Raw genomic sequence first — 21,185 nt, forward strand, 5'->3', positions numbered from 1 at the left:
GTTACACCTCGCTAGTGGTTGAGGTGTGAGAATTAAGCCATTCGTGAATGTCTGCATAGCTCCATGCGGTCATAGTAGGGCTTAACTTCTTGCCAGCTGGGAAACGTCCATCTTTTGACCATTCAAAAAGGGTGGTTTTGCTAAAGGGTAGGAACGGCAAAATGTCCTTTGCTCTGCCCATACCAGTAGTAGGCATTTGCATAGCTGGACTGTTTGCGTTGGTTGGTTCGGTATCGTGCGAGGTGTCACCAGTAAAAGGAATTACTGGCGCGTTTTGGGTGGCTTGTTGCTGTGTCATTTTCATATCTCCATGTTAGCCGTAAAGGTGTTCTACGGCTTTCAACATGGCTCTATGGTATGTGGTGGGGTTGTTCGATAGTTCTAGTTAGATAGTTAAGAGTTCTAACTAGAAGCTAATTAGAATTAAATACTATTTTCATGGGCAAGTTTTAACCAGTAAGCAATAACGTCTTTACTCATGGTATTACCTTGTTTCTCAATAGCTTTCTGTATTCTCCCATTACTATCAATCGCATAAGGTTGTGTTAAGTCTATGTTTAACAGCTCACTAGTAAGTGCTGATATTATTTTACTAGCATTATTAGCTGTTCTAGGGTGCATTGGCTCATCTTCACTTGATAAAGACTTACTTTCTAAATTTCTTATTTTTTCTAGTAAACCTTTTACTTCAGCTTCCTTTTTCTTCAACTCTTCAATAGCACTATCATATATATCAAGGTCAATATTCTGACTTCTAGCTGTCTTTTGCTGTTCTATTTTTAGTTTCTCTTTGAATTGCTGTCTTTCTTTTATATAACTAAGAGTTGTGCGAGCGTCTATCGTTAATGCTTTCTCACATTCTCTATATGAATGCCTATCTAAGCCTATGTGCTGCATACAATCTAATTCTAGTATGTCCTCTATCTTCCAGCACTTATCGTTAAAAGAATCATCTATGTCATCTTCTAGCAATCGCTCTAAGAATTCTTCAGTTGGGTAAAAGCTCGGGTCATCGTTGCTATAGGCATCATAACTATGACGGACATAGGTAGGAACATGGTCTAAAGACTCTATAAATTCTCTACTAGTCCCTTCGTTAATACTACACAATATATCTACTTCTGCTCCATTTTCATCTACTGCCATATAGTCATAACGGTAAAAATCTAGCTTTAAAAATTCATCGTCATTGATTAAATATTGGATTATCAGTTGCTTTCTATCATCAGCATAAAGTTCTAGCAACTCTATAAACAAGTGGAAGCTAATAAACTTGTCATCGTCCTCTGTTTCCCAAGACAGTTCTTCATCTTCTGCTTTTCTTATCGCTTCGTAAATAATTCCCACAAATCACACCCCTACACCCTTAAATCAAAGTAGGTGCAAGGCACTGACAGCTTAAGGGTGTGAATAGCCGCCGTTCGGGTAATTAGTCCTAGCCTTGCATGGTCGTTATAGCATGACGTTAGCCATGCTTTTGTGCTTGTTGTTTGAAGTCTGCACGTATCAAGTTATCAATCTTGCCAGCATAGGCATCATCAATAAATTTTGCCCATTCATTCATCATCTTAGTTCTGTAAGGTAAATGCTGCGCCCCGTTGTATGCTTTGCTTATCTTGTTTTCTTTTTCATGTGCCAGCTGTAGCTCTATAGCTTCGTGCATAAATTCCTGTTCATGTAGGGTAGTGCTGGCAAGCCCTCTAAAGCCGTGCCCCGTCATTCTACCCTTATAACCCATGCGCCATAGGGCAGTGATAAAAGCGTTCATACTGTACGGCTTACGGGTTGAGGTATTAAAGAAAACGTATTGATCCGAAAAACCTAACGCCTTGATTTGCTCTAAGATTGCCATTGTTTGCGGTGCTAATGGTACTAAATGCGGTCTATCCATTTTCATCTTGTCGGCTGGTATGCGCCATATTTTGGCTTTGTAGTCTATCTCGCTCCATTCCATAAAGCGTAGTTCTTGCGTTCTTACAAACGTATAGCATAGAAACCATAAGCCAAGCTTCACCAGTAGATCACCATCATAGGCATTAATATCTTGAAGTAGTTTAGGTAGTTGCTGGCTAGTGATACGGCTATGGTGCTTCACCTTATGCGGTTTTAATGCTTCGGTTAGGTCGTTGGCTGGGTTGAGATTAGTTAAGCCCTCACGTATTGCTTGTTTAAAGATTTGCCCTGTTTGACGTATTGCACGCCTTGCCATATCAGCTGCGCCCCTTGCTTCGATAGATTTGCCAATAGCCAAAATATCAGGCGCGGTTATGTCCTCTATGTTCATGTGACCAATAAAGGGCTTAATATCGCGTTGGTACTGTGAATAATCACGGCTATAGGTAGTAGGGGCTATATGCGCTTTGCGGTCATCATGCCAACGCTGGGCTATCGTATCAAATGCCCTTGATCCGTCATTGTCGGCTTGTGTCTTTTTCTTATCGTCTTTAGGGTTCACACCATCAGCTATTAATCTTTTAATCTCAATATTGCGCTGGCGTGCATTTTGTAGGCTCATTATTGGATAAGTGCCAATAGTAAGGGTTTGCTGTTTGCCTTGCCAACGGTATGCGCTGATCCATGACTTAACGCCCGTATAACGAACCCATAGTTGCAGCCCGTTACCATCGCTATGTTTATCAGGTCGTTTTGTAGCAATAGAGGTGTTACTAGGCTGTAGCTTGTTGATACCTGTATGGGTTAGGGGCATGGGTCTATCCTTTGTTGGTATTGTCGAGGTAAAAATACTTCGATACCAACAATAATACCAACATTCTATATGGAACGCCATACACCTATAAGGTAGTGAAAACCTGAAAAACGCCCAAAATAAAGGGCAGACGGTCAATGACGGTCTGCCCTAAATCTATGTTTGGTCGGAACGGCAGGATTTGAACCTGCGACCACTACACCCCCAGTGTAGTGCGCTACCAGACTGCGCTACGCCCCGAATGACTGACTATTTTACGCAAAATTATGCATATTGCAAGGGCTATTTATTTTAGCCAAAATCTACAATGGTATTTTATTTATCATAGTCAGCATAACCAATGAGCAGTTAACCTTAACCCAGTAACTCTTTTAGGATCTGGTTTACTTGCTGGGGATTAGCACTACCGCGGCTGGCTTTCATTACTTGACCGACCAGACCGTTAAAGGCTTTTTCTTTACCGCCGCGATACTCTTCGACCATCGCTTGGTTTTTTGCGATGACGTCTTCGACGATGGCTTTGATAGCGCCGGTATCGGTCTCTTGCTTAAGTCCTTTTTCCTCGATGATTTTATCTGCTGCGTCATCAGCATCGCCACCTTCGCGCTCATATAAGGAGCTAAAGACTTTCTTCGCCAATTTGCCAGATAAGGTATCGTCTTTAATACGGGCTAGCATGCTAGCCAATTGCTTGGCGCTGATAGGAGAGTCAGTAATTTCTTTGTCATCTTTATTCAGCGCACCGAGTAGATCGCCCATCACCCAGTTAGCTGCCATTTTGGCATCTGCCTGCCCAACTTCTGCGACTACAGCCTCAAAGTAATTCGCAATTTGACGGCTACCAGTCAAGATACGAGCATCATATTCTGAAAGACCAAGCGCCTCTTCAAAACGCGCACGACGGGCAACCGGTAGCTCAGGCATAGCTGCACGAATGCTATCAACCGTATGCTGTTCGATACGCACAGGTAGCAAGTCAGGATCAGGGAAGTAGCGATAGTCGTTGGCGTCTTCTTTGGTACGCATAACACGAGTTTCATCGCGCTCTGGATCATAAAGCATCGTTGCTTGCACGACCTTGCCACCGTCTTCTAAGATATCAATTTGACGCTCGATTTCGCGATTGATGGCACGCTCGATAAAGCGGAATGAGTTTAAGTTCTTCAGCTCAGTACGCGTACCCAGCTCTGCACCAGGCTTACGGATAGAGACGTTACAATCACAGCGGAATGAGCCTTCTGCCATGATGGCATCTGAAATACCAAGCCAAGTGACCAACTGATGAATGGCTTTGATATAAGCAAGAGCTTCATGAGCTGAGCGCATATCAGGCTCAGAGACGATTTCGATTAATGGTGTACCAGCACGGTTCAAATCAACGCCCGTCATGCCATCGACGGCATCGTGCACTGATTTACCAGCATCTTCTTCTAAATGTGCGCGGGTGATGCCCATACGTTTTGGATATTCGTTTTTCTCGCCCTCATTGACCACGACATCAATATAACCCTTGCCAACGATAGGATTGGCCATTTGGGTAATTTGATAGCCTTTTGGTAAATCAGGGTAGAAGTAGTTTTTACGATCAAAAGTGTTGAATAATCCTAGCTCAGCATGGACGCCGATACCGAATTTTAAGGCACGATCGACCACACCAGCATTTAGCACTGGTAAGACACCAGGCAGACCTAAGTCTACAATACTGGCTTGGCTGTTTGGCTCATGACCAAAGTCAGTGGGCGCGCTAGAGAATATTTTACTTTCCGTATTCAGCTGGCAGTGAATCTCAATACCGATGACGACTTCATAGCCATCTACGAACAGCTCTTTGCGGACTATTTCTTGATGCGCGGCATTATCAGTAGTAGTTGCTGTGTTCATTATACCGTCTCCTTCGCGATGGTAGAGTGTTGCAAATGGTGGTCTGTATGCTGCTGGAATAGATGCGCGGTAGAGAGCAGCTTGCTCTCTTGCCAATATTGACCAATCAATTGTAAACCAATTGGTAAACCGTTTGAGGTTAAACCAACAGGCTGACTAAGCGCAGGTAGACCAGCTAAGTTGACACCGATGGTATATACGTCACCCAAGTACATTGTCGCAGGGTCAAGATCTTCACCAAGTTTATAAGCAGCGGTTGGCGCGGTTGGACTGGCGATGACATCACAGTTAGCAAAGGCGTCTTCAAAGTCTTTCACGATTAGACGACGCACTTTTTGTGCCTTGGTGTAATAAGCATCAAAGTAACCAGCAGATAGCGCATAAGTACCGGTCAAAATACGACGTTGTACTTCAGGGCCAAAGCCTTCTGAGCGTGAGCGCGTATATAAGTCGAGAAGGTCGGTTGGGTTTTCACAGCGATAACCAAAACGCACGCCGTCAAAGCGTGATAGGTTCGATGATGCTTCCGCTGGTGCGAGCATATAATAAGTGGCAAGGGTAATCTCAGGGTCAGTAATATTGACCTCTACAATCGTTGCACCAAGCGCTTCATATTGTTTGAGCGCTGCACGTACCGTTTGCTCAACTTCCGTATTAAGTCCGCTGGTAAAGTACTCTTTTGCCACGCCAATACGTAAGCCTTCTAATGGTTTCGCATTATCACCAGCAGCCGTTACCGCAGCATTCAAATCTTGGACATAATCTGGCATATCGTATTTGATAGAAGTGGCATCGCGTGGATCATGACCAATCATTGGTTGCAATAGATAGGCACAGTCCATCGCGCTGCGACCCATGCTACCTGCTTGGTCAAGACTTGACGCATAAGCAATCATACCGAAGCGCGAGATACGACCATAAGTTGGTTTGATACCTGTTAAACCACAAAATGACGCAGGCTGACGAATAGAGCCACCCGTATCACTAGCAGTAGCAACAGGAACAAAGCCTGCAGCGACGGCAGCAGCACTACCACCCGATGAGCCACCGGGGACGTGCGCTAGATTCCAAGGATTGTGTACCGCGCCATAATGCGAGCTCTCATTATCCGAGCCCATCGCAAACTCATCCATGTTGAGCTTACCAAGGCTAATCATGCCCGCTTTATCGATATTGGTGACGATAGTTGCGTCATAAGGTGAAATAAAGTTATGCAGCATTTTTGAGCCACAAGTCGTCAATACGCCTTGGGTACAAAAAATATCTTTGTGCGCCATCGGTACGCCAAGCAAAGGACGCTTATCACCTTGGGCACGCATCTCATCCGCCGCTTGTGCTTGCGCGCGCGCCGTTTCAGAGGTATGGGTTATAAAACTGTTAATCTTACTGTCGAGCGCATCGATGCGCTTAATATAGTGTTCAGTCAGCTCAAGGCTGCTAAATTGTTTGTCTTGCAAGCCCGTAATAAGCTGCTGGGTACTTAAGAGGTGAAGTTCAGACATAAGGTGTCGTCCGTCAAAATGTGAATAGCAGTAAATAGGATAAAGTAAAGGTAAAAAATTTTAGAGTTATTATTCAATCACTTGTGGCACAAGGTATAGACCCGCTTCAACAGCAGGCGCCATAGATTGATTGCGCTCGCGATTGATATCGTGTTTGGCGACGTCCGCGCGTAAATCTTGGCAAACTTCATGAATGTTTGACAAAGGTTTGATATCGGTGGTGTCTACATTGCCAAGCGTTTGCATTAGCTTTAGTACTTTGGTGATATCATCGGCGTAGCTGCTGGCGGTGTCTTCGTCGACACCTAAGCGCGCAAGGCGGGCAACTTCTAAGATTTCTTGACGGCTGACAGTATTTTCAGTCGCTGGGGTTGGCTGTGACATGATTTCTCCAGTTAAGGACAGTTTTTATTAGAGTAGGGTATGACTAAAAAGGGTCAGTCTTCAGACAGATAATCGTTAAAACATACTAAAACAGGTTAAAAAATATTAAAACACAGGCTCTATCTGTATGTTTTATAGAGAGTGTTCTTATTATAAAGCATCTCAGCCAAGATTACAGAGCATGGCTTTGATTGCTGCATTATTATCTATGCTTTAGTGGGCTTTATGCTTCATTCCTTTTTCTGTTTTGCTCGCTGGTTTTATCAGACGTTGCTGTTATCAAGCATAGCTGTTACTAGGCGCTGCTATTGGTAAGCACGTAACCGTTTTTTTAATAGACTTTCTCTATTAAAGTAGCCATATTTGCAAAATTGACCGGATAGTTATGGATTGATTATCAATTACTCACCATTTGGTTATGAAATACGTTACAGTATGCACCCACTGCTAAGCAAATTAATAAGTAAAACACTCAGCAGAAATGTCACATGGCTGTAGCGCCTTGTTAGTTAATGAATTAAATGATGTTTCAGATAATGGAGTGGTATTGTCCGCCATTTCAAACTTTGTAACAACTTTTAGCGCTTAAGAGCAAAATCCTAGCGTACTGATGCAAATATCTGTGTTTTTTTTGAGCTAAATCGGTATAATTTAGCTCAGTTTTTGCATTTCATCATTATGGCTTCGGTTTGACTTGTTGCGATGATAAACTCTCGCCACAGGTCATGTCTAACGACGACCTGCTCAACACTGACGAGTAAACCCTCAGTCAATTTCGTTCGCCTCATTCGCCTCATTTGTAAGACGCTGGATATATTAGTCATGAACCTGTTTGGATTTTTATCAAATAATATCGCAATCGACCTCGGTACTGCGAACACCCTTATTTTTATCCCTGGTAAAGGCGTGGTGCTCGACGAGCCTACGGTGGTTGCGCTACGAAGTAATCGTACCCAGAACCCTACCGTTGCTGCCGTTGGTATTGATGCCAAGCAAATGCTAGGTCGTACGCCTGCCAACATTACGGCGATTCGCCCGTTAAAAGACGGCGTGATTGCGGATTTTGAAGTGACGCAAAAAATGCTGAAGCATTTTATCACTAAGGTAAGAGCCAAGCGTTTTATGGCACAGCCTAACGTGGTGGTTTGTGTTCCTTGCAAATCAACTCTCGTTGAGCGTAAAGCGATTCGCGAAGCGGTCTCATCAGCAGGCGCAAGCAAAGTATTGTTGCTAGAAGAGCCTATGGCGGCAGCAATTGGTGCTGGCATGCCGGTTCATGAAGCCAGTGGTTCGATGGTCGTTGATATCGGTGGTGGTACCACTGAGATTGCTGTTATCGCCTTGTCAGGTTGCGTCTATGCGGAGTCGATTCGTATCGGTGGCGATATGTTTGATGAGGCGATTATCACTCATGTACGCCGTACCCATGGTTGCGTGATTGGTGAAACGACTGCTGAGCGTATCAAACAAGAAGTTGGCTCTGCATTAAATGAAGACAGCCAGCTAGAAGTTGAAGTTCGTGGTCGTAGTATGGCAGAAGGCGTACCAAAAACCTTTACGGTCAATTCAGAAGAAGTACAAAAAGCCCTTAGCGATCCATTAAGCGGTATCGTCAGCGCGGTGAAAACTGCACTCGAGCAAACACCACCTGAGCTGTCATCAGATATCGCAGAGCGTGGTATTGTCTTAACGGGCGGCGGTGCGTTATTAAGAGGTTTAGATAAGCTGATTTCAAAAGAGACGGGTCTACCTGTCACTGTTGCTGAAGACCCATTAACTTGCGTCAGCCGTGGCGGTGGTATTGCGCTTGATTTTATCAATAACAAAAGCCTAAATATGATTTTTGTCTAAATAGCTAATGTTAACCATAGTTAGTACTGTTTATATAGTTGGTAATTGAGCATGGCTGTATTTGCTCTGCTTAATGAATGCTAGCATGACATTGCGTGAGCACTTTATCATAACAACCGTTTTTTCTTATTCGTTTTATTCTATTAAAGGTAGCCAATCAGGTTGCCTTTAATAACATTAACCTATGCCAAAACCCATGCTAAAAATTAAGTAGCAGCGAGATATCACTTTCTTGGTCATTTTGGTCACTGGTTTATAGCATTTATCATTGCTATCGATGAGATGCTAGGTACAAAATTTTGATAGGGTCATATTTTATATCTTGATATTTGTTACTGTTATGTCGAGTAGCAATTATTGCTCACATTAAAACCTCTAGATTAGACCAACTATGATTCCAAGTATTTTTGCTCGCCAACCGCTAGCGCTTCGTAAGACTGCTATTGTATTGATAGTGGCGCTGATATTGATGTGGTTTGATAGCAAAAATCCAGAATGGTTCAATCCCATACGTACGACCACCCATGCCGCCATGCAGCCCATTTATGAGCTGTCGTTATTACCAAGCTATGCAAAACATTGGTCAAGCGGTAGTCTACAATCTAAAGAAGCGCTACGCCGCGAAAACATGCAGCTAAAATCGCAACTAATCCATGCCCAAGCTAAGCTGCAGCAGCAAGATTATATCTTGGCACAAAATGCCCGCCTGCAAGGTATCCTATCGACCACGCGCCCTGAACAGTTTGATTTGAACTTAGCTCAAGTGATTGGCACTGATACCAATCTGCTCAGGCAAATCGTGGTGCTCAATAAAGGCGAGCAAGATGGCGTGCAAGTGGGTCAAACGGTCATTGATGAAGACGGTGTTTTAGGTCAGATTATCAATGTCTATCCTAATACCAGCCGCTTATTACTGATTACCGATGAGCAGCAGTCAGTTGCCGTAACGGTCAAGCGTACAGGACAGCGCGCTATCGTCACCGGTGAAGGTATACCGACCTCTTTACGTCTCAATTACGTCTTTAAAACCTCTGATGTGCGCGTCGGCGATGAGCTGGTGTCATCAGGATTGGGCGGGCGTATACCGGCAGGTTATCGAGTGGGCCGCATTGCTCATATCGAAGACACGCAAGCGGACAACTTTAGAAGCATTGAAGTCACGCCAGCGGCAAACTTTATCGACAATGCGTATGTATTGGTATTACAGGACAAGCTGGTCAATAAACGCAATGCGGACATCAGTGAAAATTAATAGCTTGATAGTTTATTCATCAGCAAGCATAGCTTGTCATAATACATAGCGTGCATGCATATATAGATAATATCCAAAGGTATTATTAACCATCAATTGCCACTTTATTTCTCTCAATGCTAGATTAATCGTTAAATAGCAGCCGCTAAACACTCGCTAAAGGTAAGTATTCATGGCATATCCTGATTCTGACAACGCAACTGGGCTGTTGCTTGCCGTGATTGCCCTGAGCTTTATTGTCGCCTCATCGCTCAGTGTTTATCCGTTAAGCCCGAGCATGGCAATATTGCGCCCGATGGTTATGATGATGGTGCTGATTTTTTGGTTACTGTTTCAACCGCGTTATGTTGGAGTTTTTGGCGCCTTTATCATTGGCATCATCGCTGATTTATTGATGGACACACATTTAGGTCAGCAAGCTTTTGCTGCTGTGATGGTAGCAATGGTGATAAAAATCACTAGTATCTATATCAGACAGCTAAATACCATTAGTGCGTGGCTAATCGCTAGCCTAGGATTGGTCATCTTCCAAGTCGCTTTGTGGATATTACAGATGTATATCCAAGATACCTTTGTCGCCCAATCAGCCTTATCTCTATTGATGAGTATTATAAGCTGGCCATTGGTCCTATTTATATTACGCAAATTTGCGCGCTGATTTTAAATGTTTATTAGTCTACAACAATAAAAAGTCATAAATTTATAAAATAAGAGAATAGCGATGAAACTCATTTTAGCGTCTGGCTCACCGCGCCGTCATGAGCTGTTAACCAGAGCGCAACTGGACTTTACGGTCATGAGCGTTGATATTGATGAGACGCCCCATATTGATGAAGCGCCCAAAGCGTATATTGAACGTATGGTCGCTACCAAGGCAGATGCCGCAGTCGAACAAATCAATAAAGCATTAAATGAAAAATTAAAAAACAATCAAGCTGATTTACCTGAATCTATTATTATTTTAACCGCTGATACCATCGGTGTCCTAGCAGATGGCACGACAGTGCTGGTTAAACCGTCTAACCGTGAAGACGCTTATCGCATGTGGCAGCAGATGTCTGATAATGTCCATGAAGTCTGGACAGCGGTGCAAGCAACCCATGTATCATTATCCTCTGAGAAGGCTAGCAGCCCAAATCATAATCCAGTATTGCAAGTCGTTAATCAGCTACAAATCACTGAACGTACCGAAGTGACCTTTATAGCGCTCACCGCAGAGATGATGAGTAATTACTGGGACAGCGGTGAGCCTGCTGATAAAGCGGGTGGTTACGGTATTCAAGGTTTAGGCGCAGCATGGGTTAGTCGTATCAATGGCAGCTATACCAATGTGGTTGGTTTGCCGCTTGCACAGACATTGGCGCTTATCAATGACATGCAAGTAAATGACATACAAGTAAAAGAGGTATAAAAAGGATAAAGCTGAGGCTGTCAATTCGCTAAAAGTAGATGGCTAACCCTTATGCACATAATGACACGGTAGGGTGATGGGCAAACGCAAGGTGCATTTGATACACTGTGAGGCTACCAAACTATGAACGCTTCACAAGAAAGCTGAGTGATAAGAGAAAATATTATGTCCGAAGAGCTGCTGATTAATATTAGTCCCATGGAATCTCGGGTCGCCGTATTGGATAACGGTGTCTTAGGCGAGATTTATATTGAGCGTCATAATAAACTGGGTTTGGTCGGCAATATCTATCTAGGGACGGTGGTACGTGTGCTTCCCGGTATGCAGGCAGCCTTTGTTGATATTGGACAATCGCGCACCGCATTTTTACATGTCAACGATATGCAGCGTGAGCCGCGTCCAGTCGCCGAAAAGAAAAATAAAGCCCAAGACTCGATCAATAACGAACGCACTATTATAGATGCTGCTACTGATGAATTAGCAATCACGCCGCCCGTTGTCAGTGCGCAAAGCACTGAAGTCGTACCCGTTGCAAAAACTCTGATTCAGCATCGTCTGCACGAAAGCCAACGTATTCTAGTACAAGTCACTAAAGACCAGCTCGGTAGCAAGGGCGCGCGTCTAACCACCAATATCTCGCTGCCATCACGCTATTTGGTTTACCTGCCATCAAGTGAGCATATCGGTATCTCGCAACGTATTGATGGTGATGAAGAGCGTACACGGCTGAAAACTGAGCTGAGTAGCCTGATGCAAACCGTCAACCTAAAAGGCGGTCTCATTGCCCGTACAGCGGCTGAGCGTGTACCCGTCGATAAGCTTGAAGAAGACATTTACTATTTATTGCAGCTGTGGCGCACCATTTGCGCACGTCGCCAAGAAATGAAGCCCAATCAAAGCTCCGAGCTTATCTATCAAGAGTTATCGCTACCTTTGCGCTCCATTCGTGACTTGGTACATGCTGATACCGAAAAAGTTATTATTGATAATGCACAAATCTATGAGCAGGTTAGGTACTTTGCAAAAGAATTTGTCCCCTTTGTTTATGATCGAATTGTGCATTATAACGCTGAGCAGTCACTGTTTGACGTGCACCGTGTCGAGGACGATTTACGTGACGCCTTAAAACGCCGTGTTGATTTAAAATCCGGCGGCTATCTAATTATTGATCAAACCGAAGCGATGACCACGATTGATGTTAATACCGGCTCTTTCGTTGGTGCGCGCTCGTTAGAAGATACTGTTTATAAAACCAATCTTGAAGCCACCCATGCGATAGCGCGGCAGCTACGTCTACGTAATCTAGGCGGTATTATCATTCTAGATTTTATCGATATGCTTGAGCAGCAGCATAAAGACGATATTCTTGAGAGTTTGCAGGCACAGCTCACACAAGATTATGCTAAAACCAAAATCACTCAAGTCAGTGAGCTTGGCTTGGTTGAGATGACGCGTAAACGTACCCGTGAATCGCTCGGTCAGCAGCTTTGTGAGCCGTGTTCAACCTGTCAGGGTCGCGGCTTTGTTAAGACCGCTGAAACCGTCTGCTTTGAGATATTCCGTGAAATCATGCGCTGTGCTCGCACTTATAATTCGCCAAAGAAATTTACCGTCGTTGCTCATGCCGCAGTCATTGACTTATTATTGACATCAGAGTCGGACACCGTGGCAGATTTAGAGTACCTATTGGGTCGGGTTATTACTTTTGATGTCGAAAATCTTTATACCCAAGAGCAGTATGATATTGTTCTAGATTAAGCGGTTATTATTAAATACCCAAATCAAGTAGTTTAGAAGTTAGCGACTGCAGTTAACCTTTAATGACCAATACTCCTATAAAGAGTAGGGATGTAGTGTACAAATAATGTTTTATATCAACCATTATCTGCCATCATTGCAAATAACCTCCTTGCAATGGGTCAAAAATTATGTATAATACACACCACTGAATTATATATGCGCAGCCAATCAAACAGCTGGCGCTATGACAGCTAGAGCATCGTTTCTAGCACTATTTCATTATGCCTTTGCTGACATCCTATAATGGAAGGGTCGGCGGGGCTTTAAACTATTTTGCTTTTGGCACGCTATAAGTTCCGTTAACGAACTCATTCTGGTTTAGAACAGAAGGCCGCTTTAAGTGAATATTTAACCAAACGGCTTTTGCTCATTTACTTGCAAAGCAAGAATGACAAAGGCACATATTAGGAGCTTGCTGGCATGGCTAACCAGAGAATCCGTATCCGTCTTAAGTCTTTTGATCATCGTCTGATTGATCAATCTGCACAAGAGATTGTTGATACTGCAAAGCGCACCGGTGCGCAAGTTTGTGGTCCTGTACCGTTGCCGACTCGCATTGAGCGCTTCAACGTTCTAACTTCACCACACGTAAACAAAGACGCTCGTGATCAGTACGAAATCCGTACTCATAAGCGTATGGTTGACATCGTTCAACCTACCGACAAAACTGTGGATGCGCTAATGAAGCTTGACTTGGCGGCGGGTGTTGACGTTCAAATTGCTTTGGGTTAATGCACATAAACACCCAACCCATTAATATAAGATATAAAGAGGTCTAAAATGGCGATCGGTTTAGTCGGTAAAAAATGCGGCATGACCCGTGTCTTCACTGAAGCAGGCGCATCTATCCCTGTAACAGTAGTTGAGATCAGTGCTAACCGCATTACTCAAGTAAAAAATACTGATGTAGATGGCTATCAAGCCATCCAAGTTACCACAGGTACCCGTCGTGACAGCCGCGTAACAGCAGCTCAAAAAGGTCACTTCGCTAAAGCTGGTGTTGCAGCTGGCCGTGGTGTTTGGGAATTTCGTGCCAATGAAAGCGATCTTGAAGGTCGTGAAATTGGTGGTGAGATCCTAGCTGACTTGTTCGAACAAGGTCAGATGGTTGATGTCACAGGACAGAGTAAAGGTAAAGGCTTTCAAGGCGGCGTGAAGCGTCACAACTTCAGCATGCAAGATGCCACTCATGGTAACTCAGTATCTCACCGTGCACTTGGTTCAACTGGTCAAAACCAGTCACCAGGTAAAGTCTTCAAAGGCAAAAAAATGCCAGGTCAGATGGGTAACAAACGTGTTACCGTTCAGGGCCTAGAAGTGATATCGGTTGATGTTGAAAATGGGTTACTTGTCATCAAGGGTGCTATCCCAGGTGCCACCGGTGGCGATGTCATCGTACGTCCGTCAGTCAAAGCCTAAGCAAGGGGATTAACGTGGATTTAAAAACAGTTACAGGGGCGGCAGTTGAGCTTTCTGATACGGCTTTCGGTCGTGAATTCAACGAAGCACTAGTGCATCAAGTCGTCACCGCATATCTTGCTGGTGCTCGCCAAGGTACACGCGCTCAAAAAACCCGTGCCGAAGTTTCTGGCGGTGGCATTAAGCCATGGCGCCAAAAAGGTACTGGTCGCGCTCGTGCAGGTTCTATTCGTAGCCCAATCTGGCGTTCTGGTGGTCGTGCATTCGCTGCAAAACCACAAGATTGGTCACAGAAAGTTAACCGTAAGATGTATCGCGGTGCGATGCAGTGCATCCTAGCCGAATTGATTCGTCAAGATCGTCTAATTCTGGTTGAAGAGCTAAGCGTTTCTGGCCCTAAGACCAAAGAGCTGATTGCGAAGTTAAATGACTTAGGCGCACCTCGTGCACTAATCGTCACCAAAGAAGTTGACGAAAACTTATACTTAGCTGCTCGCAACATTCCACACGTCAATGTACTTGGTACAAACGAAGTGGATCCAGTGAGCTTGATTGCTTTTGATAAAGTAATCATGTCAGTTGAAGCTGCGAAACAATTTGAGGAAGCACTAGCATGAATAACGCAAGACTTTATCAGATCCTAAGAGGACCTGTATTCTCAGAGAAATCTCAAATGCTTGGCGATTCACTTGGCGTGCAGGTATTTAAAATTGACTCTAACGCTACTAAGTTAGAAGTTAAAAAAGCAGTTGAGATGATGTTCGAAGGCGTTGAAGTTTTAAAAGTAAACACTTTGAATGTTAAAGGTAAGACAAAGCGTTTTGGTAAGAATATCGGCCGTCGTAATGACTATAAAAAAGCCTATGTTACCTTAAAAGCTGGTCAAGATGTACAAATGGCTGATGCTGGTGAAGACGTCGCAAAAACGACTGCTTCTACTAGTGAAACAGCGAACAACGAATAAGGATTACACTCATGCCTATCGTAAAAGCAAAGCCAACATCACCAGGCCGTCGTTTTGTTGAAAAAGTGGTGCATCCACACCTTTACAAAGGTCGTCCTTTTGCAGCGCTTCTCGAATCAAAAAGTAAGTCAGGTGGTCGTAACAATAATGGTCGCATCACGACTCGTCACATCGGTGGTGGTCATAAGCAACATTATCGTATTATCGATTTCAAACGTACTAAAGACAATATCCCAGCCACGGTAGAGCGTATCGAATACGATCCTAACCGTACTGCGCACATTGCTTTACTTAAGTACGCTGATGGTGAACGCCGCTATATCATTGCTGCTAAAAAACAAGCAGTTGGTGATACAGTAATGTCAGGAGAGAACTCTCCAATCCGTCCAGGTAACTGTTTACCGCTGAAAAACATCCCATTGGGTACTGTTATTCACAATATCGAACTTAAAATCGGTAAAGGTGCACAGATTGCTCGTTCTGCGGGTGCTAGCGTTCAACTACTAGGTCGTGACGGTATTTATGCTATTTTACGTCTACGTTCTGGCGAAACACGCCGTGTACACGTGAACTGCCGTGCCGTTATTGGTGAAGTTTCTAACACTGAAAACAACTTGAAATCACTTGGTAAAGCCGGTGCTTCACGTTGGCGTGGTGTTCGTCCTTCTGTTCGTGGTGTTGCTATGAACCCGGTTGATCACCCACATGGTGGTGGTGAAGGTCGTAACAAAGGTCGCCATCCAACCAGCCCTTGGGGTCAGAAGTCTAAAGGACTTAAAACGCGTCATAATAAGCGTACTGACAGTATGATCATCCGCCGCCGCGCCAAGAAGAAATAAAGGAAGAATTTCATGCCTCGTTCATTGAAAAAAGGTCCATTCATAGACGCGCACTTGTTTGCCAAAGTTGAGAATGCATTAGATACCAACTCACGCAAACCAATTAAGACTTGGTCGCGCCGCTCGATGATTTTGCCACAAATGGTTGGCCTAACTTTATCTGTTCACAACGGCCGTACTCATGTACCGGTTATCGTGAGTGAACAGATGGTTGGTCATAAACTAGGTGAATTTGCCCCGACTCGTACGTATCGTGGTCATGGCATTGACAGAAAAGCTAAGAAATAAGGTGCTTACCATGGAAGTAACTGCAAAATTACGCGGTGCCGCCATTTCGGCACAAAAAGTTAGACTCGTTGCTGATGAAGTTCGTGGCAAATCTATCGAGCGTGCTTTGGATATCCTAACGTATAGTAATAAAAAAGGCGCTGTGTTCGTTAAGAAATGTCTTGACTCAGCCATCGCCAATGCCGAACATAACAACGGTCTAGATATTGATACTCTTAAAGTATCAACCATCTACGTTGATGAAGGCATTACGCTAAAACGTATCCTACCACGTGCTAAAGGTCGCGCTGATCGTATCAGTAAGCGTACTTGTCACATCACTATAAAGGTAGGAGAATAAGTTATGGGTCAAAAAGTACATCCAATCGGAATTCGTCTTGGTGTTGTCAAAAAGCATAATGCAAACTGGTATGCTAACCCTAAACAATACTCAGAATACCTGATCAACGACATTCAAGTCCGCGAGTATCTACGCAAAAAACTAGATAATGCTATGATTAGCAATATCATGATTGAGCGTCCTACTGGTGCTGCTAAGATTACCATCGCCACTGCGCGTCCTGGTATTGTTATCGGTAAGAAAGGCGAAGATATCGAAAGACTTCAAAAAGAATTGACCAAGATTATGGGCGTACCTGCTCAGGTCAACATTGAAGAAATCACTTCACCTGATCTTGATGCACGTTTGGTCGCTGATGGTATCGGCAGCCAGCTTGAGCGTCGTGTTATGTTCCGTCGTGCGATGAAACGTGCTGTACAGAACAGCATGCGCTCTGGTGCTAAAGGTATTAAAGTTGAGTTGTCTGGCCGTCTTGGCGGTGCTGAGATCGCTCGTACTGAATGGTACCGTGAAGGTCGTGTGCCATTACATACGCTCCGCGCTGATATTGACTATGCGTCAGTACGTGCAGAGACAACTTACGGCACTATCGGTGTAAAAGTTTGGATTTTCCGTGGCGAAATCCTTGACGGCATGAACAGTGTATACAATCCCGTCAAAGAAGAGCAGACTCGTGCGCCAAAACGCCGTGGTCGTGGAAACGGAAACCGTCGAAACACAGACAGAGGTTAAACTATGTTACAGCCAAAACGTACCAAGTTTCGTAAAATGCACAAAGGTCGTAACACTGGGCTAGCTCATCGTGGAAGCACCGTTGCATTCGGACAAATTGGTCTAAAATCGTTGACTCGTGGTCGTATGACTGCCCGTCAAATTGAAGCAGCACGTCGTACCATCACTCGTAAAATTAAGCGTGGCGGTAAGATTTGGATTCGTGTATTCCCAGACAAACCGATTACCAATAAACCACTAGAAGTACGTATGGGTAAAGGTAAAGGTCCTGTAGAATATTGGGTATGCGAAGTCAAGCCTGGTAAAATGCTATATGAAATCGAAGGGGTTTCAGAAGACCTTGCTCGCGAAGCGTTAACGCTTGCTGCAGCAAAACTACCCTTTAAAACTACCATTGTTAAGCGGACGATAATGTAATGAAGATCAGTGAATTACGTGATAAATCATTAGAAGAACTGACCCAGTTACTTGATGAAAAGCAACTTGATGCTTTCCGTATTCGTATGGCTAAAGCAACTGGTCAGTTGGGGAATACCCATGAAGTGCGTGTCAATCGTCGTGCGATTGCTCAGCTTCAGACTTTGATTAACGAGAAACAACGAGGCGACTCATGAGCGATAACAATCAAACAGAGACCAATGCTAGCGTATTGACAGGACGAGTTGTCAGCGACAAGATGGACAAGTCCATCACAGTTTTGATTGAGCGTCTGGTTCGTCATCCTTTGTATGGCAAACAGCTTCGTCGTTCTACAAAAATCAAGGCTCATGATGAGAATAACGTTTGCCAACAAGGCGACCTTGTCCGCATCAAAGAAACGCGTCCAATCTCAAAAACCAAGTCTTGGACTTTGGTTGAAGTGGTTGAAAAAGTAGAAAAAATCTAAGTAAATTGCATTAAAAGCCAGAAGCTGTTAAAATAGCCGCCTTTTTAAGGATGCTGATTGCGCCGAGCGTATATCACTCACATTAAGAGTAGCAGCGGTTATTATTATTAAAATGCCGACTACTCATACTGTGCTAGCGGCAGCAACTGGTTTTTATTGCTCATACGTGTGGAGTAACGCTATGATTCAGGTTGAATCGATGCTGGAAGTTGCAGATAATAGCGGTGCAAGACGAGTTCAGTGCATTAAAGTACTGGGTGGCTCTCATCGTCGTTATGCATCAGTTGGCGACATTATTAAAGTAACGGTTAAAGAAGCCATTCCTCGTGGTCGTGTTAAAAAAGGCGACGTGATGAATGCTGTAGTTGTACGTACCAAAAAAGGCGTTCGTCGTCCTGATGGTTCTGTTCTGCGTTTTGACGACAATGCTGCGGTATTGTTGAACCAAAACAAAGCACCGATTGCAACTCGTATTTTTGGACCGGTAACTCGTGAACTACGTGGTGATCAGTTTATGAAAATTGTATCACTAGCACCAGAAGTATTGTGAGGTAATCCATGTCAAAATTACGTAAAGGCGATACAGTTATCGTGATTGCTGGGAAAGACAAAGGCAAGCAAGGTACTGTACAAGCTGTAAAAAACGATCGTATTAAAGTTGAAGGCATTAATATTGTCACTAAACATCAGAAGCCAAATCAGGCAACTGGCGTTGAAGGTGGCATTCTTAAGCAAGAAGCTTTTCTGCATATCTCAAATGTCGCAATATTAAATGCGCAAACCCAAAAAGCTGATCGTATTACTTATCAGTTCGGCGAAGACGGCAAGAAACAACGCGTCTATCGTTCGAACGGTGAAGTAGTGGCGACTGCGTAAGACACTAAGGGTGTAATGGTAATGGCAAGATTAAAATCTTTATATAACGAAGAATTAAAGCAGCAAATCAAAGAAGAGCTTGGTTTGGCGAACGTGATGCAGGTGCCTAAAATCACTAAAATCACACTAAACATGGGTGTAGGCGGCGCGTCTCAAGACAAGAAATTGCTTGAAGGTGCAGTAGCTGACATGACCGCTATCGCTGGTCAAAAACCTGTTGTCACCAAAGCGCGTAAATCAGTTGCTGGCTTTAAAATTCGTGAAGAATGGCCAATTGGCTGTAAAGTAACGCTACGCGGTGAGCAAATGTACGAATTTTTAGATCGTCTCATTGCCATTGCAATTCCTCGTATTCGTGATTTCCGCGGTTTTTCACCTAAAGCCTTTGACGGACGTGGTAACTACTCATTGGGTATCAAAGAACAAATTGTATTCCCAGAAGTAGACTTTGACAAGATTGATCGTATCCGCGGTATGGATGTGACAATCACCACGTCAGCTGGTACTGATGAAGAAGGTCGTGCGTTGCTTAAAGCATTCGGCTTCCCATTTAAATAAGGTAAAGACGTTATGGCAAAGAAGAGCATGATTAACCGCGAATTAAAGCGCGAAAAAATGGTTGCTAAATACGCTGACAAGCGTATCAAGCTAAAAGAAACTATCAGTGATATGACTGCAAGTGACGAAACTCGTATGGAAGCGATGTTAGAGCTACAAGCTCTACCACGTAACGCATCACCAGTACGTCTGCGCAATCGTTGTGCTATCACAGGTCGTCCTCACGGTTACTTCCGCAAGTTTGGCTTATCACGCAATATGCTGCGTGAGCGTGTCATGCAAGGCGATGTGCCTGGTGTTCGTAAAGCAAGCTGGTAAGGAGTAACTATATGAGTATGCAAGATACCGTTGGGGATATGCTAACCCGTATTCGTAACGCACAAACGGCCAATAAAGTATCGGTAGCAATGCCGAGCTCTAAGCTACGTAAATCAATCGCTGACTTATTGGTTAGTGAAGGTTATGTAGCGAACGCTGTTGTTACTGAAGAAGACAACAACAAAGCAACTTTATCTATCGAATTGAAATATTTCGAAGGCAAACCTGTTATCGAAACGATTCAACGTTTTAGCCGTCCTGGTTTACGCCAGCATCGCGGTAAAGACGCTATCCCTACTGTTAAACAAGGTATGGGTGTTGCTATCGTATCAACTAGCCAAGGTATCATGAGCGATCGTGCTGCACGCGCTGCTGGTATCGGTGGTGAAATCGTTGCATTCGTTGCCTAATTAGCAGTTGTTGCTATGGGTAATGAGACGATAAAGTCTACTTGAACCCCTTTGAGATACTGGTAACTCTACATAGAGTTCACGAATTTCAAAGAAAGCTAAGCATTTGATATTGATAAAATTGAATGATGTTTATTGGGAACAATTATGCTAAACTAGCAGGCTTTTTAGCCTGTTAGTTTTTTCGCTAATATAAAGAAGTTAATTTTTTAAGGAATATTCCTATGTCTCGTGTGGCTAAAGCCCCAGTGACGCTGCCAAACGGCGTAAGCGTTACTTTGAACGATCGGCAGGTCGAAGTTAAAGGCAAGAACGGCAATTTGTCTTTACGCCTGCATGATTTGGTCGAGCTGAAACAGGAAGATGATGCAATCATTTTCTCACCTACAGTCGATTCAAAAGAAGCCATGATGCATACTGGCACCATGCGCGCTCTGCTTAACAACTATGTTACAGGCGTTAATGAAGGCTTCGAAAGACGTCTTCAACTAATTGGTGTTGGTTATCGTGCTCAAGCTACTGGTAATAAAGTAACGCTAAACGTTGGTTACTCACATCCAGTAGAATATACGTTACCTGAAGGTGTATCGGCTGAAACACCAACGCAAACTGAAATTGTTTTGAAATCAAACAATAAGCAGCAGCTTGGTCAAGCAGCGGCTAATATCCGCGCTTTCCGCCCACCAGAGCCTTACAAAGGTAAAGGTATTCGTTATAGTGACGAGCATGTGATTCGCAAAGAAGCCAAGAAAAAATAAGGTGAGTTG

General features: G+C 43.8%; 27 protein-coding genes, 1 tRNA gene and 1 pseudogene. 22 read left to right on the forward strand and 7 right to left on the reverse strand.

The features are described from left to right. Nucleotide 1: 1 nt before the first annotated feature. From FHS24_RS10660 to gatC, 7 genes are all read right to left on the reverse strand, one after another. A complete protein-coding gene (locus tag FHS24_RS10660) occupies nucleotides 2-298 on the reverse strand; it encodes a helix-turn-helix transcriptional regulator (protein WP_227671800.1) in 297 nt (98 codons plus the stop codon). Between the two features lie 125 nt (nucleotides 299-423). Beyond that, a complete protein-coding gene (locus tag FHS24_RS10665) occupies nucleotides 424-1,347 on the reverse strand; it encodes a hypothetical protein (RefSeq protein WP_183621124.1) in 924 nt (307 codons plus the stop codon). A gap of 118 nt (nucleotides 1,348-1,465) precedes the next feature. Beyond that, a complete protein-coding gene (locus FHS24_RS10670; RefSeq protein WP_183621125.1) occupies nucleotides 1,466-2,707 on the reverse strand; it encodes a tyrosine-type recombinase/integrase in 1,242 nt (413 codons plus the stop codon). A 163-nt stretch (nucleotides 2,708-2,870) separates the two neighbouring features. Further along, a tRNA-Pro gene (locus FHS24_RS10675) sits at nucleotides 2,871-2,947 on the reverse strand. 114 nt (nucleotides 2,948-3,061) lie between these two features. Further along, complete coding sequence (gatB, locus tag FHS24_RS10680; RefSeq protein ID WP_183621126.1) at nucleotides 3,062-4,588, reverse strand: Asp-tRNA(Asn)/Glu-tRNA(Gln) amidotransferase subunit GatB; 1,527 nt, start codon at nucleotides 4,586-4,588, stop codon at nucleotides 3,062-3,064. Continuing rightward, nucleotides 4,588-6,090 carry an Asp-tRNA(Asn)/Glu-tRNA(Gln) amidotransferase subunit GatA gene (gene gatA, locus FHS24_RS10685; protein ID WP_183621127.1) on the reverse strand — a complete coding sequence of 501 codons (1,503 nt, stop codon included), beginning with the start codon at nucleotides 6,088-6,090 and terminating at the stop codon, nucleotides 4,588-4,590. Before gatA ends, gatB begins: the two co-directional genes overlap by 1 nt. A gap of 69 nt (nucleotides 6,091-6,159) precedes the next feature. Next, nucleotides 6,160-6,474 carry an Asp-tRNA(Asn)/Glu-tRNA(Gln) amidotransferase subunit GatC gene (gatC, locus tag FHS24_RS10690; protein WP_183621128.1) on the reverse strand — a complete coding sequence of 105 codons (315 nt, stop codon included), beginning with the start codon at nucleotides 6,472-6,474 and terminating at the stop codon, nucleotides 6,160-6,162. Nucleotides 6,475-7,287: 813 nt separating this feature from the next. Between gatC and FHS24_RS10695 the strand changes: the two genes are divergently transcribed. From FHS24_RS10695 to rplF, 22 genes and pseudogenes are all read left to right on the forward strand, one after another. After that, on the forward strand, nucleotides 7,288-8,325 hold the full coding sequence (locus FHS24_RS10695) for a rod shape-determining protein (RefSeq protein ID WP_201599047.1): 1,038 nt from the start codon (nucleotides 7,288-7,290) through the stop codon (nucleotides 8,323-8,325). 391 nt (nucleotides 8,326-8,716) lie between these two features. Next, nucleotides 8,717-9,577 carry a rod shape-determining protein MreC gene (gene mreC, locus FHS24_RS10700; RefSeq protein WP_183621130.1) on the forward strand — a complete coding sequence of 287 codons (861 nt, stop codon included), beginning with the start codon at nucleotides 8,717-8,719 and terminating at the stop codon, nucleotides 9,575-9,577. 172 nt (nucleotides 9,578-9,749) lie between these two features. Beyond that, nucleotides 9,750-10,235 carry a rod shape-determining protein MreD gene (mreD, locus tag FHS24_RS10705; RefSeq protein WP_183621131.1) on the forward strand — a complete coding sequence of 162 codons (486 nt, stop codon included), beginning with the start codon at nucleotides 9,750-9,752 and terminating at the stop codon, nucleotides 10,233-10,235. 63 nt (nucleotides 10,236-10,298) lie between these two features. After that, nucleotides 10,299-10,988 carry a Maf family protein gene (locus FHS24_RS10710; RefSeq protein WP_183621132.1) on the forward strand — a complete coding sequence of 230 codons (690 nt, stop codon included), beginning with the start codon at nucleotides 10,299-10,301 and terminating at the stop codon, nucleotides 10,986-10,988. A 165-nt stretch (nucleotides 10,989-11,153) separates the two neighbouring features. Further along, a complete protein-coding gene (locus FHS24_RS10715) occupies nucleotides 11,154-12,746 on the forward strand; it encodes an Rne/Rng family ribonuclease (protein WP_183621133.1) in 1,593 nt (530 codons plus the stop codon). 462 nt (nucleotides 12,747-13,208) lie between these two features. After that, a complete protein-coding gene (gene rpsJ, locus FHS24_RS10720) occupies nucleotides 13,209-13,520 on the forward strand; it encodes a 30S ribosomal protein S10 (RefSeq protein WP_010196670.1) in 312 nt (103 codons plus the stop codon). Nucleotides 13,521-13,568: 48 nt separating this feature from the next. Next, nucleotides 13,569-14,207, forward strand: a complete 639-nt coding sequence (gene rplC / locus FHS24_RS10725; RefSeq protein WP_183621134.1) for a 50S ribosomal protein L3 — start codon at nucleotides 13,569-13,571, stop codon at nucleotides 14,205-14,207. Between the two features lie 14 nt (nucleotides 14,208-14,221). Then, nucleotides 14,222-14,824 carry a 50S ribosomal protein L4 gene (gene rplD / locus FHS24_RS10730; protein ID WP_149490930.1) on the forward strand — a complete coding sequence of 201 codons (603 nt, stop codon included), beginning with the start codon at nucleotides 14,222-14,224 and terminating at the stop codon, nucleotides 14,822-14,824. Continuing rightward, a complete protein-coding gene (gene rplW, locus FHS24_RS10735; RefSeq protein ID WP_183621135.1) occupies nucleotides 14,821-15,171 on the forward strand; it encodes a 50S ribosomal protein L23 in 351 nt (116 codons plus the stop codon). The genes rplD and rplW overlap by 4 nt, the downstream gene beginning before the upstream one ends. A gap of 11 nt (nucleotides 15,172-15,182) precedes the next feature. Further along, nucleotides 15,183-16,010 carry a 50S ribosomal protein L2 gene (gene rplB, locus FHS24_RS10740; protein WP_183621136.1) on the forward strand — a complete coding sequence of 276 codons (828 nt, stop codon included), beginning with the start codon at nucleotides 15,183-15,185 and terminating at the stop codon, nucleotides 16,008-16,010. A 12-nt stretch (nucleotides 16,011-16,022) separates the two neighbouring features. Beyond that, complete coding sequence (rpsS, locus tag FHS24_RS10745; protein WP_021813372.1) at nucleotides 16,023-16,298, forward strand: 30S ribosomal protein S19; 276 nt, start codon at nucleotides 16,023-16,025, stop codon at nucleotides 16,296-16,298. A 10-nt stretch (nucleotides 16,299-16,308) separates the two neighbouring features. Next, nucleotides 16,309-16,638 (forward strand): 50S ribosomal protein L22, encoded by a 330-nt coding sequence (gene rplV / locus FHS24_RS10750; RefSeq protein ID WP_068408473.1) that lies wholly within the window; start codon nucleotides 16,309-16,311, stop codon nucleotides 16,636-16,638. A 3-nt stretch (nucleotides 16,639-16,641) separates the two neighbouring features. Next, a pseudogene (gene rpsC, locus FHS24_RS10755) lies at nucleotides 16,642-17,434 on the forward strand (30S ribosomal protein S3). Continuing rightward, entirely contained in the window at nucleotides 17,374-17,787 is a 414-nt protein-coding gene (rplP, locus tag FHS24_RS10760; protein WP_183621137.1) for a 50S ribosomal protein L16, read from the forward strand. The pseudogene rpsC and the gene rplP overlap by 61 nt, the downstream one beginning before the upstream one ends. Continuing rightward, a complete protein-coding gene (gene rpmC, locus FHS24_RS10765; RefSeq protein WP_011279794.1) occupies nucleotides 17,787-17,984 on the forward strand; it encodes a 50S ribosomal protein L29 in 198 nt (65 codons plus the stop codon). Before rplP ends, rpmC begins: the two co-directional genes overlap by 1 nt. Beyond that, nucleotides 17,981-18,256, forward strand: coding sequence for a 30S ribosomal protein S17 (gene rpsQ, locus FHS24_RS10770; RefSeq protein WP_183621138.1), 276 nt, complete (start codon nucleotides 17,981-17,983; stop codon nucleotides 18,254-18,256). The genes rpmC and rpsQ overlap by 4 nt, the downstream gene beginning before the upstream one ends. 181 nt (nucleotides 18,257-18,437) lie before the next feature. Next, on the forward strand, nucleotides 18,438-18,806 hold the full coding sequence (rplN, locus tag FHS24_RS10775; RefSeq protein WP_010196702.1) for a 50S ribosomal protein L14: 369 nt from the start codon (nucleotides 18,438-18,440) through the stop codon (nucleotides 18,804-18,806). 8 nt (nucleotides 18,807-18,814) lie between these two features. Then, nucleotides 18,815-19,132, forward strand: a complete 318-nt coding sequence (gene rplX / locus FHS24_RS10780) for a 50S ribosomal protein L24 (RefSeq protein WP_011279796.1) — start codon at nucleotides 18,815-18,817, stop codon at nucleotides 19,130-19,132. Nucleotides 19,133-19,153: 21 nt separating this feature from the next. Continuing rightward, the gene (gene rplE, locus FHS24_RS10785; protein ID WP_102077550.1) at nucleotides 19,154-19,690 is read left to right on the forward strand and encodes a 50S ribosomal protein L5; all 537 of its coding nucleotides are present in this window, start codon (nucleotides 19,154-19,156) and stop codon (nucleotides 19,688-19,690) included. Between the two features lie 12 nt (nucleotides 19,691-19,702). Further along, nucleotides 19,703-20,008, forward strand: a complete 306-nt coding sequence (gene rpsN / locus FHS24_RS10790; RefSeq protein WP_011279798.1) for a 30S ribosomal protein S14 — start codon at nucleotides 19,703-19,705, stop codon at nucleotides 20,006-20,008. Nucleotides 20,009-20,019: 11 nt separating this feature from the next. After that, the gene (gene rpsH / locus FHS24_RS10795) at nucleotides 20,020-20,418 is read left to right on the forward strand and encodes a 30S ribosomal protein S8 (RefSeq protein ID WP_183621139.1); all 399 of its coding nucleotides are present in this window, start codon (nucleotides 20,020-20,022) and stop codon (nucleotides 20,416-20,418) included. A gap of 224 nt (nucleotides 20,419-20,642) precedes the next feature. After that, entirely contained in the window at nucleotides 20,643-21,176 is a 534-nt protein-coding gene (gene rplF / locus FHS24_RS10800) for a 50S ribosomal protein L6 (protein ID WP_183621140.1), read from the forward strand. The last annotated feature ends 9 nt before the right edge of the window (nucleotides 21,177-21,185 follow it).

Origin of the sequence: Psychrobacter luti, from assembly GCF_014192115.1 — a bacterium.
Taxonomy (GTDB): Bacteria; Pseudomonadota; Gammaproteobacteria; order Pseudomonadales; family Moraxellaceae; genus Psychrobacter; species Psychrobacter luti.

Bases quoted from the DNA above. Each gene is read 5' to 3' on its own strand.
- FHS24_RS10715 (WP_183621133.1), top strand. From the start codon at position 11,154: ATGTCCGAAGAGCTGCTGATTAATATTAGTCCCATGGAATCTCGGGTC.
- rplW (WP_183621135.1), top strand. From the start codon at position 14,821: ATGAATAACGCAAGACTTTATCAGATCCTAAGAGGACCTGTATTCTCA.
- FHS24_RS10660 (WP_227671800.1), bottom strand. From the start codon at position 298: ATGACACAGCAACAAGCCACCCAAAACGCGCCAGTAATTCCTTTTACT.
- gatA (WP_183621127.1), bottom strand. From the start codon at position 6,090: ATGTCTGAACTTCACCTCTTAAGTACCCAGCAGCTTATTACGGGCTTG.
- rplV (WP_068408473.1), top strand. From the start codon at position 16,309: ATGGAAGTAACTGCAAAATTACGCGGTGCCGCCATTTCGGCACAAAAA.
- rpmC (WP_011279794.1), top strand. From the start codon at position 17,787: ATGAAGATCAGTGAATTACGTGATAAATCATTAGAAGAACTGACCCAG.
- rpsJ (WP_010196670.1), top strand. From the start codon at position 13,209: ATGGCTAACCAGAGAATCCGTATCCGTCTTAAGTCTTTTGATCATCGT.
- mreD (WP_183621131.1), top strand. From the start codon at position 9,750: ATGGCATATCCTGATTCTGACAACGCAACTGGGCTGTTGCTTGCCGTG.
- gatB (WP_183621126.1), bottom strand. From the start codon at position 4,588: ATGAACACAGCAACTACTACTGATAATGCCGCGCATCAAGAAATAGTC.
- rpsS (WP_021813372.1), top strand. From the start codon at position 16,023: ATGCCTCGTTCATTGAAAAAAGGTCCATTCATAGACGCGCACTTGTTT.
- rplX (WP_011279796.1), top strand. From the start codon at position 18,815: ATGTCAAAATTACGTAAAGGCGATACAGTTATCGTGATTGCTGGGAAA.
- rplN (WP_010196702.1), top strand. From the start codon at position 18,438: ATGATTCAGGTTGAATCGATGCTGGAAGTTGCAGATAATAGCGGTGCA.
- rpsH (WP_183621139.1), top strand. From the start codon at position 20,020: ATGAGTATGCAAGATACCGTTGGGGATATGCTAACCCGTATTCGTAAC.
- rplP (WP_183621137.1), top strand. From the start codon at position 17,374: ATGTTACAGCCAAAACGTACCAAGTTTCGTAAAATGCACAAAGGTCGT.
- mreC (WP_183621130.1), top strand. From the start codon at position 8,717: ATGATTCCAAGTATTTTTGCTCGCCAACCGCTAGCGCTTCGTAAGACT.
- rpsQ (WP_183621138.1), top strand. From the start codon at position 17,981: ATGAGCGATAACAATCAAACAGAGACCAATGCTAGCGTATTGACAGGA.
- FHS24_RS10670 (WP_183621125.1), bottom strand. From the start codon at position 2,707: ATGCCCCTAACCCATACAGGTATCAACAAGCTACAGCCTAGTAACACC.
- rplC (WP_183621134.1), top strand. From the start codon at position 13,569: ATGGCGATCGGTTTAGTCGGTAAAAAATGCGGCATGACCCGTGTCTTC.
- rpsN (WP_011279798.1), top strand. From the start codon at position 19,703: ATGGCAAAGAAGAGCATGATTAACCGCGAATTAAAGCGCGAAAAAATG.
- rplE (WP_102077550.1), top strand. From the start codon at position 19,154: ATGGCAAGATTAAAATCTTTATATAACGAAGAATTAAAGCAGCAAATC.
- rplB (WP_183621136.1), top strand. From the start codon at position 15,183: ATGCCTATCGTAAAAGCAAAGCCAACATCACCAGGCCGTCGTTTTGTT.
- gatC (WP_183621128.1), bottom strand. From the start codon at position 6,474: ATGTCACAGCCAACCCCAGCGACTGAAAATACTGTCAGCCGTCAAGAA.
- FHS24_RS10710 (WP_183621132.1), top strand. From the start codon at position 10,299: ATGAAACTCATTTTAGCGTCTGGCTCACCGCGCCGTCATGAGCTGTTA.
- rplF (WP_183621140.1), top strand. From the start codon at position 20,643: ATGTCTCGTGTGGCTAAAGCCCCAGTGACGCTGCCAAACGGCGTAAGC.